Annotated in this window: 8 protein-coding genes; 7 read left to right on the top strand and 1 reads right to left on the bottom strand. The window is 60.2% G+C overall.

Features of this window, described 5'->3' with window-relative positions:
• The 6 genes from PPP56_RS08105 to PPP56_RS08080 form a co-directional block, all read left to right on the top strand.
• Positions 1 to 612, top strand: a 612-nt coding sequence (locus PPP56_RS08105) for a protoheme IX farnesyltransferase (protein ID WP_353563538.1), incomplete at its 5' end; no start/stop codon positions are given.
• A gap of 17 nt (positions 613 to 629) precedes the next feature.
• On the top strand, positions 630 to 1,589 hold the full coding sequence (locus PPP56_RS08100; protein WP_353563537.1) for an ABC transporter ATP-binding protein: 960 nt from the start codon (positions 630 to 632) through the stop codon (positions 1,587 to 1,589).
• Between the two features lie 20 nt (positions 1,590 to 1,609).
• Positions 1,610 to 2,395, top strand: coding sequence for an ABC transporter permease (locus PPP56_RS08095; RefSeq protein WP_353563536.1), 786 nt, complete (start codon positions 1,610 to 1,612; stop codon positions 2,393 to 2,395).
• A 172-nt stretch (positions 2,396 to 2,567) separates the two neighbouring features.
• Complete coding sequence (rlmN, locus tag PPP56_RS08090; protein WP_353563535.1) at positions 2,568 to 3,626, top strand: dual-specificity RNA methyltransferase RlmN; 1,059 nt, start codon at positions 2,568 to 2,570, stop codon at positions 3,624 to 3,626.
• A gap of 107 nt (positions 3,627 to 3,733) precedes the next feature.
• A complete protein-coding gene (locus PPP56_RS08085) occupies positions 3,734 to 3,943 on the top strand; it encodes a hypothetical protein (RefSeq protein WP_353563534.1) in 210 nt (69 codons plus the stop codon).
• 164 nt (positions 3,944 to 4,107) lie between these two features.
• Positions 4,108 to 6,156, top strand: coding sequence for a S9 family peptidase (locus tag PPP56_RS08080; RefSeq protein ID WP_353563533.1), 2,049 nt, complete (start codon positions 4,108 to 4,110; stop codon positions 6,154 to 6,156).
• Positions 6,157 to 6,344: 188 nt separating this feature from the next.
• On the opposite strand, the gene PPP56_RS08075 is transcribed toward PPP56_RS08080, so the two are convergent.
• Complete coding sequence (locus PPP56_RS08075; protein ID WP_353563532.1) at positions 6,345 to 9,308, bottom strand: FAD-binding and (Fe-S)-binding domain-containing protein; 2,964 nt, start codon at positions 9,306 to 9,308, stop codon at positions 6,345 to 6,347.
• Between the two features lie 282 nt (positions 9,309 to 9,590).
• Between PPP56_RS08075 and PPP56_RS08070 the strand changes: the two genes are divergently transcribed.
• The gene (locus PPP56_RS08070; protein WP_353563531.1) at positions 9,591 to 10,274 is read left to right on the top strand and encodes a metal-dependent hydrolase; all 684 of its coding nucleotides are present in this window, start codon (positions 9,591 to 9,593) and stop codon (positions 10,272 to 10,274) included.
• The last annotated feature ends 54 nt before the right edge of the window (positions 10,275 to 10,328 follow it).

Genomic DNA, 10,328 nt, shown 5'->3' with positions numbered 1-10,328 from the left:
CCAGTACAGCAGGCCGAGTGGATCGGTACGGGGATGGTGCTGGCCGGAGTGGGGCTCCTCTGTCCGCTTGTCAATCCGCCCACGGCCGTACTTGCAGCGCTAACGGCCATTCTCTACCTGTACGTGTACACACCGCTGAAGCGCTACACCACGTACAACACGCTGATTGGCACCATTCCCGGTGCGCTGCCGGCGCTGGGAGGCTACGTAGCGGCTACCGGCACGTTTGGTGCCGCCGGATGGGCCATCTTCGCCGTGCTCGCGCTCTGGCAGATGCCGCATTTCCTATCGCTGGCGTGGATGTATCGCAAAGATTATGCACGCGGCAACTACGCCATGCTGCCTGTCAAAGAACCCTCGGGCGACTCCACCGCCTACCAGATGATCGGCTTCACGCTATTGCTGCTTGTCGCCAGCGTCTTCCCGGCGGCTGTAGGACCGGTCGGATGGATCTATCTGCTCGGCGTTCTCCCTCTTGGGGGCTGGTTTCTTTACACGGCTCTCCAGTTCAACCGCGAACGCACCGGCATACGTGCGCGTCATGTATTAAAAGCATCTATCGTTTATGTGCCAGCACTTGTCGCTCTGCTGACAGTCGACTGGTTCCTGTAGTCTTTCGCCGCCCCAGCATGCCCGCACCTGCTATCCACGTACAACGCGTGTCGCTTCGCTACGATAGCGACCAGCAAGCCCTGAATGAGGTGGATCTCACGATCCCTCAAGGGGCACTCTTTGGTATATTAGGCCCCAATGGAAGCGGAAAGACCTCCCTCTTTCGCGTGCTGGCAACGCTGGTCACGCCAACACAGGGGGATGCAGAGGTCTTCGGGGCCTCGACTCGTGATGCTGCTGCCGCCGTACGCCAGCGCCTGGGGGCCGTGTTTCAGTCGCCTGCCCTCGATGATACGCTCACCGTTCGCGAGAATCTCGCGTTTCAGGGCGCCCTCTACGGACTTCACGGCGCATCGCTGCGCGACCGCATCAGCACGGTGCTTGGATACGTGGACCTGCACGACCGCGCCGACAATGCGGTTGATACGCTTTCGGGCGGACTTGCCCGTCGGGCCGACTTAGCACGCGGTCTGTTGCATCGCCCCGACCTGTTGCTACTCGATGAACCAACTGCCGGGCTCGACCCGATGGCGCGTCGTTCCTTCTGGGAGACCATTGCGGCGCTTCAGCAGAGCGAGGGCACCACGATGGTGGTAGCCACCCACCTGATGGATGAGGCCGAACGCTGCGACGCGGTTGCAATCCTTGCACAGGGCGAGCTTGTGGTCGAAGGAAAACCCGCCCTGCTGCGTGCCGCATTGGGCGACGAGATGCTCTGGCTTGCAACCGATGAACCGTACGAGCTGGCACGCGACCTCACCGCACAGTTCGGGTGCGAGGCGCATCCCTTTGAACAAGGCATTCAGCTGCTGCATGACAACGCTGCACAGCTGGTTGCTCCCATCTACGAGGCCTTTGGCGATCGCATCCAGAGCGCCACCGTACGTCCACCGACCCTCGAAGATGTGTTTATGGCGCATGCAGGCGCCCAGCTCGACGCGTCGGTGAACACCCTCTCTCCTATGTACTCTGCTTAACACGGCCCTGCCGTACTTTCATGTCGACTGCGCTCCTCACCGTTACGGCTCTGTGCCGTCGCGAAATTCTCAAGTTTGTGCGTGACCGCAGCCGAGTAGCCGGCGCACTCGTCCAGCCGCTTGCGTTCTGGCTGCTGCTGGGGCTCGGCTTTCAGGGCGCCTTTCAGATGCCGGATTCGCCAGTCGGTGCAGTTGGATACGTCGAATTTCTCTTTCCAGGCGTGCTGGCGCTGGTTCTGCTCTTTACGGCTATCTTCTCGACCATATCTATCGTCGAGGAACGCGCCTCAGGCTTTCTGCAGACAGTGCTCATCGCGCCCACTTCGCGCACCGCAATCGTGCTCGGCAACGCGCTCGGGGGGACGCTCCTCGCATCGGTACAGGCGCTGTTGTTCGTTGTCGTGTGGCCTTGGGTTGGGCCCGGACTCACCATCGGCGGGGTGGCGTACATCACGGCGATCTGCCTGGGCATGGGCATCGGGTTTACGGCGCTGGGCTGCGCGATTGCCTGGCGTACCGACACCACGCGTGGCTTTCACGCCATCATGAACCTTTTCTTGCTGCCCCTCTGGTTTCTGTCGAGCGCTATGTTTCCGCTTGATAGCGCCGCCACCGGACTGCGCGAGCTGATGCTGGCGAATCCCGTCTCTTATGCGGTGAGCGGCCTTCGCCACGGCCTCTACGTTGAAGCCCCTGCGGTGCTGGCCGACCCGGTCACCTGTCTGGCCGTAACCTGGGGCTTTGCTGCACTTATGGTGGGCGCCGCCGTGTGGAGCGTGCATCGCCCGCTCTTCCAGACTGCTTAACACAGAAGCAGGAGCCTGTTTTGACTTCTTCAGCCGTGCCGTAGTGTGGAAACACATGAGCAAGGCCGACAGCGCTGACAGGCGTTGACAGAGTCAGAGGGAAACGCATGTGCATGCGGCCCCGTTTGTATCCCCCTGTGCATATGCTTTCTTCCTGTGACCCTGTCCTTACATGGCCGATACCGTCGATCTCAAAACGATGGGACGCGATGCCCTCGAAGCATTCGTCGACACACTGGGTGAGCCCGCCTACCGTGGGCGCCAGCTTTACAACTGGATCTACGCGCGTGGCGAGACAGACTTCGCGGCGATGACCAGCCTCCCGAAGGCGTTTCGTGCCCGCCTCAACGAGGAGGCCACCGTATCAAGCATCGACATGCAGCGCGTCCAGAGAAGCGAAGATGGCACCCTCAAAGGGCTATTTGCGCTTCCTTCCGGGCGCGAAGCCGAAACAGTGCTCATCCCGAGCTTCGACGCCCTGGGCGATGCCCAACGCCTTACAGTGTGCGTGTCGAGCCAGGTCGGCTGCGCCATGGGCTGTGCGTTCTGTGCCACGGGGCTGATGGGCTTCAAGGAAAACCTGACGCCCGGGGCCATCTACGATCAGGTCTGGTTCATGAACGAAGCTGCCCAAGAGCATTATGGGCGGGCCGTATCAAACGTCGTATTTATGGGGATGGGCGAACCGCTTCTGAACTACGACGCGGTGCTGCAGAGCGTCGCGCTGCTTACCGACGAAGACACGCTCAACATGTCGCCGCGACGCATCACCATTTCGACGGTGGGGCTGGCCCGTCGCATCCGCGACCTCGCCGACGACGATCCGCGCACCAATCTGGCCGTGTCGCTGCACGCACCCACCGATGAGCAGCGCAGCGCCATCATGCCCGTCAACCAGTCCGAAAAAACCAGCCTCGACGCGCTCGAACAAGCAATCCGGTACTACGCAGATACGACCGGACGCCCGGTTACGTACGAGTATTGCCTGTTTAAAGATGTGAACGACTCGGTGCAGGATGCAAAGAACCTCGCCGACATTACACGCTGGGCCCCCTCTAAAGTCAATATCCTGATGTATAATCCGGTGCCTACGCTCTCATTCGAGCGAACCTCTGAGGCCCAACTCAACCGGTTCGTGCAGGCGCTCGTGGAGGAAGGCGTAACGGTGACGGTGCGCCGCAGCCGTGGGCAAGACATCGACGCGGCATGTGGGCAGCTGGCTAACGCCTGAGCAAACGCACACTTCCACCACAAACACGCGCTCGCAACCCGGACTTAACACGCTGCAAGAAGCATCCTTTCGCTTCGCATCCCCTTTAACCGACTGCTTACAAAATTATGACTTCTTGGATACAGCGCCTGATACAGGTCGTGCTGGGTGCACTTGGGCTGTGGCTCTTCACGCGGTGGATGCCGCGCCGTTTAGGCGCATGGGTCAAGCGTCTGGTGCCACTGCTGCTTACCGATATTCTGATCAATACCCTCACGATCTGGCTGCGCGGACAGCGCACGTCTGCCTCGAAGCCTACCACGTCGTCGGAGTCGTAACAGGCACAGATTGGACTCAAACGCACAGAGCAGGGGGAACGGGGGCGTAAGCCGCTGATACGAAATAACTATACGGCATCGTGTAAGCGCTTTGCAAATAAGTGCTTTGCAGATCCGATGCTATACTCTTACCGCATTCCTTTTCTCACGTTACGTACGTCACCATGATACTGAAGAACTTACGCACGCCCATGCGCCTGATGCTGGCGCTGGTTGTGATGGGGCTCCTTAGCCTGCCCGCTGTAAGCACCGCGCAGGGGCTTACACCTATGCAGCAAGCGATGCTGCAGTCGGTGAGCGGCACGACCGTTGACGCCGACGGCAACTTCATTGCGTTCATGCGCTCACAACCAGTCGACCCGCGCGAGGAGAACGCTTCTGCAGCGCGCCACCTGTTCGTGATTGACACCGAAACAGGTGAAGAAGAGGCTCTCTACAGCGAGAGCGCAATCGGAGGGATGACGTTTCGTCCGGAGCATGGAACGCTCACCTTTCTGACAGCGCGCGACGACGATGAAAACGGCCGTGCTCTCTACGAAATGGATCCGGCAACGGGAGACATGGAGCGCATCTATGCGTTCGAGCGCTCCATCGCCACCTACGAGTGGGCGCCTGATGGGAGTCGCATCGTGTTCACCGCTAACGAAGAGCTGGACGTACCCGAAGCGGAGCTTCCTTACGAGCCGAATCTCTTCGAGGAAAATCGTCCCAACCGCATCGCTTACACAGTCGATGTAACAAGCGATGCGTCTGCAGAGCCTCTGGACATCGATGGAACGGTATACATTATGAACTGGAGCCCGAGCGGTGAGCAGCTGGCGCTGACCGTGGCGCCTTCGCCCGAGGTCGACGATTTCTACATGTTTCAGAGCGTGGTTATCGTAGATCCTTCGTCAGGCAATGTAACCGCCGACATCAACAACGAAGGCAAGATCGCCCAGATCGAGTGGAGTCCGAACGAGGAGCAGTTGGCGCTGCGTGCCGGCCACGACATCCACGATCCTATCGACGGGCGCATTATGGTAGTGGATGCGGCTGACAATGCCACACCCGAGAACATCTTCCCCGAGTTTGAAGGCAAGTTCGAGCAGATTGCCTGGACGGGGGATGAGACCATTCACTTCATCGCCAGCGAGAGCGTAGAGCGCTCCTTCGGCACGATTCGCCCCGATGGTACGCAGTTCACGCGGGTTGTTGATCTGGGTGGACCGATCATGACGGGCTTCTCGCCGACAGCACAGGGCGACATTGCGTTTACGGCGCACACGCCGGCACATCCCCCCGAAGTGTACTGGCTTGCCGATGGCAACGACCAGCCTGAGCGGATGACCGACTCCAACCCTGATCTTGGCGACGTGGCAATGGGAGAGCAGCGCGTAGTCAGCTATACGGCGCGCGATGGCCAGTTCGAGATCGACGGGCTGCTAATCTTGCCGGTCGACTATCAGGAAGGCACCCGCGTGCCGCTGATCACGGTTGTGCATGGCGGGCCCGAAGCGCACTATGACAACGGATGGCTGACCCGCTACTCCGATCCCGGACAGATGGGAGCGGCACAGGGTTTTGCTGTGTTCTATCCGAACTACCGCGGCAGTACCGGGCGCGGTATCGACTTCATCTATAGCAGCCAGGGCGACCTGGCCGGACGCGAGTTTGACGACGTTGTAGACGGCGTCGACTTCTTGATCGACGAAGGCATTGCGGATCCGGACCGCGTCGGGGTAACCGGCGGCTCGTACGGCGGCTACGCAACGGCCTGGATGAGCACATACTACTCCGAGCGCTTTGCTGCTGGCGTAATGAATGTGGGCATCAGCAACAACATCTCGAAGTGGGGCACCAGCGACATCCCTGAAGAGCTGTATCTGGTGCACTCGCGCACGCGCATCTGGGATTCGTGGGTCGATAACCTGAAGCGAAGCCCTATCTACTATGTGGAGCAGGCCAACACGCCGCTTCTGATTGCCCATGGCGAGGAAGATACCCGCGTCCATCCGGGGCAGTCGCTGGAACTGTACCGCCACATCAAGGTGCGTCGCCCTGACGTACCGCTGCGCCTGGCGCTGTATCCGAACGAAGGGCACGGCTACGGTCGCTCAGCCTCGCAGATGGACTACACCCTGCGCATGATGCGCTGGTTCAACACGTACCTGCATGGCGATGCGGACGCTCCAGTTCCTCAGGGGGCTGTTTCGCTTGAGGATGCAGAGTAGCGCGGTAGTCGTGCGTCCGCTAACGTGCAACTACGGAAACGCATAGCGTAAAAGCGCGCTACCCTACAACCGCACCAAAAAAAACCCGCCGGGCCCTTGCGGCACCCGGCGGGTTTTGTAGTTGATGGCCAGAGCAAAGGCAAAGCAAAGGTGTGCATCTACACATCCTGCCCTCGTCAGAAAGCAGATCAGCTCCGCAGCGCGTTGTTGAGAAGCACCGCAGGGTGCTGAGCGGTGCGTGCTGTTACGTCCTTGATCTGCGAGCGGCACGAGAAGCCGGGTGCAGAGACGGTTGTCTGCTCCGAAGTTTGGCGTACGGCTGGAGCCAGGCGAAGCTCGGCCATCTGCTTGGAGATGTCGACGTGCTCTGCTTCGTAGCCAAACGCGCCCGCCATACCACAGCATCCGGCATCCAGGGCCGTTACGTCATAGCCTGCTGCCTGCAGGATGCGCTCTGTAGCCTCTGTGCCAACAAGCGCCTTCTGGTGACAGTGCCCATGCAGGAGGAGCTCATTCTTCGACCCGTTGGTTGAAGGAGATGATGCCCACTCGGCGGTGTCAAGGGCGCCTTCGGCAAGGCGCTGTGCCACGAACTCCTCAAATCCGTGCACCTGCTCGGCCAGCTCCTGAGCGCGTAACTCTCCCGGGAGCAGCGATAGAAATTCATCGTCGAGCGTGTGTATACAGCTTGGCTCAAGGCCTACAATCGGAAGCCCCTTCTTTACATACGGATAGAGCCTCTCAAGCGTATGCAGTGCTGTACGTTGCGCCTTCGTGACGAGCCCCTTCGAGATAAACGTACGTCCGCAACAGAGGCCCTCAGGGGCCAGCGTAACGCGATGGCCCGTGCGCTGCAAGAATTGCACGGCTGCACGCACCACCTCGGGCGTGTGGTATGCGTTGAACGTATCGGCGAAGAACACGACTTCTGGCCCATCCGGAGGGTTTGCGGCCTCCAGATCCATCTGGAAGGCTGTTTCGCGAGCAAAAGGCGGCAGGTCGCGCTCGGCGCTAACGCCCATCATCCATTCTCCCATACGGCGCATCCAGCCCTGACGCGACGACCAGTTGACCAGCGAAGCAAGGGGCGTACCCGCCAGCTTGCGAACAAACTGGGGCTGATGGGCAAACAGCCAGGTACGCCACGGCATGCGGTGCTCCTGCCAGTACTGATGCAGCCACTCCGTTTTGATCTTAGCCATGTCGACGTTTGAGGGGCACTCTGTCTTACAGGCCTTGCACTGGATGCAGAGATCCATGACCTCGTACATGCGATCGCTGGTAAACGCATCGTCGGGCAGGTCGCCAGCGAGGGCCGAACGCAATGCGTTGGCCCGGCCGCGTGTAGAGTCTTCCTCGTCGCGTGTAGCCATGAAGCTGGGGCACATAGTGCCTGAGTCGCGCTTGCGGCAGGCGCCGTTGCCATTGCACTTTTCGAGGAGATGCGCAAAGCCCCCTTCGGCCTCGAAGCTCATCGACGTGGCGAGTGGACGCGTGTCGTAGTCGGGGCCCATGCGCAGGTTCTCGGTCAGCGGCGGCACGTCCACGATCTTGCCCGGATTCAGCAGGTTGTCGGGGTCAAAGATCGCCTTGGTTTGCTTATTGACGGCATAGAGTTCATCGCCAAGCATTTCGCGGTTGAGCGCGCCCCGTACAATTCCGTCGCCGTGCTCCGAAGAGATCGCACCCCCGTAGCGCTTTACGAGCTTCAGAGAGCCCCTGGCAATGGCATCGAGCTGCTCGACGCCTTCCTGCGTTTTTGTGTTTACAAAGGGGCGAACGTGTAGGCAGCCGGCTGAGGCATGGGCGTAGTAGGCTGCCCGTACCCCCATCGAGTCGATCAGCGTGCTCAGCTCATCGATATAGTCGGGCAGGTGCTCAACCGGAACCGACGCATCTTCGATGACCGCCCACGGCTTGTAGTCGCCCTCCACGCCCATCACCAGGCCGAGTCCCTCCTTGCGGATATCCCATACGTTCTTGATGGCGTCGTCGTCAACAACGCGCCGTGCCCGGCCGCGCGCATCGGTGCCGGGCAGCACGTCGTCGAGCGCATCCAGCTTTGCGCTGAGCGCCTCTTTCGCGTCGCCAGCATACTCAACGATGAGCACGCCACCGGGCGTGCCGTCAATGAACGTGAGCCGCTCGGCGTAGCCCGGCGTGTTGCGTATGCGCTCGATGGCCACGCCGTCGAACAGCTCAACGGCATCGGGGTCGGTATCGAGAAGGGTGGTTACGGCTTCGAGTGCCTCGTCGCGGGTGTCGTAGGCAGCAATGCCAAGCACCGTTGTCGTGGGCTTCTTGACCAGGTCGATCGTCATCTCCGTGAGAACGGCGAGGGTGCCCTCGCTGCCAGCCATGAGCTGCGCGAGGTTGCGGTTGCCCGCCTCCAACAGGTGCTCCAGCCGGTAGCCGTTGTTGCGGCGCCAGTGGCTGGTGGTGTCGCGCTCAATGACATCGCGGTGGGCGCTGAGCAGCGCATCAAGGCTCCGGTAGATCACGCCTTCGCGTCCATCGCCCCGCATCTTCTGCTGCCATCCCCGATGCGAGAGCGGTCCAAAACGAATGGGACTGCCATCGGGGAGAACGCCCTGTACGGCGTGCACATGGTGGATCATGTTGCCGTACCGGATGGAGTGGGTGCCGGTTGAGTTGTTGGCAACCATGCCGCCCAGCGTAGCCCGGCTGCTACTGGCCGGGTCGGGCCCTACCATGAGTCCGTGCGGAGCAAGCGCTTTATTCAAGGCATCGAGCGTGATGCCGGGCTGCACGGTAACCTGCTGCGCCTCTACGTCAATGTCAAGAATCGCATCGAGATGCCGCGTAAAGTCGATGACTACGGCTGTGTTGACGCCCTGTCCGGCCAGCGAGGATCCGCCACCACGAGGCAGTACCGGTATTTCGAGCGCATTAGCCTCTTCAATGGTTGCCTGCACATCTTCTGGGGTTTTGGGGATGCAGAGCGCCACCGGTTCCATCTGGTACATGCTCGCATCGGTCGCGTAGAGCGCGCGAGTCATCGCGTCGATGCGCAGTTCTCCTTGCAGGCGCGGACGCAGGCGGTCGGCGAGCGTGGATCGCAGGTGGTCGGTAACTGGACGTTTGGTCGCAGAGGTTGACGCTGGAAGCGTGCTGACAGACGGAGTGGCCATGGGAGGGCGGGGAAGCGCAAATGAATCAGCGATAGACATTGTATTGGACGGGGCCCGGCTTATATGGATTCAACATGATGCGGGGCACAATAGTACGGGTTGCGTAACAAAATACGCGATGTGCACGGCGTCCGCATCCCAAAAGCAAAGCAGGTGCCGGAAGCCCGTTACATTATTATGGCATACGGTCCCGCAATATGCGTGAACCGCATGTCGCTTTTGTGCCGTTGTATCCGATACATAGTTATTCGCGAGACGCTTGCATCCAACGAACGGTCTATTATGGATTTAACGTATTTCGGGCACGCTACTTTTCAGCTGGAGTCGGACACAAACACGTTTCTCTTTGACCCCTTCCTGGCGGATAACAACCCGCACACGAAGACAACGCCTGCAGATGTGGATCCGGATGTGATTCTGATCTCACACCCGCACGCTGACCACTTTGCGGATACGGAGCCGCTCACGAAGCAGGGCGATCCGCTTGTAATTGGAACGTTCGAGGTGATTACGCACGTGCAGCAGGAGTTTGGGCACGAGTCGGTGCATCCGCTGAACGAAGGCGGATCGCTTGACTTTCCGTGGGGGCACGTGGAAGCCGTTCATGCACGCCATACCGCGTCCTTTCCGGATGGAAGCTACGGCGGCGTGCCTATCGGGTTTGTGCTTGACTTTGGCGATCTGACGGTTTACTACACCGGCGACACGGCCCCCTTCGTTGAGATGGAGTGGATTGGAGAGCAGTACGACATCGATGTGCTGCTGGCCCCGATTGGCGACGTGGTTACGATGGGCATTCCGGGCACGATCCATACCGCTACGATGGTGGATGCCGATACGATCGTGCCGCTACACTACGACACGTTCCCGTTTATCGAGGTAGACCTGTCTGACTTTGAGGCCGCCGCTGAAGAGGCCGGGTTTGAGCCGCTGATTGTCGACTTTGATGAGACCGTTGAACTGTAGCGAAACGTGTTACATGCGCATCGGTGCGTAGGGGCGGCTCACGGCGAGCCGCCT

The organism is Longimonas sp. (genome assembly GCF_040409695.1).
GTDB lineage: Bacteria > Bacteroidota > Rhodothermia > Rhodothermales > Salinibacteraceae > Longimonas.
The sequence above is the reverse complement of the archived record's forward strand: the minus strand, read 5'-3'. Positions and strand labels throughout refer to the sequence as shown.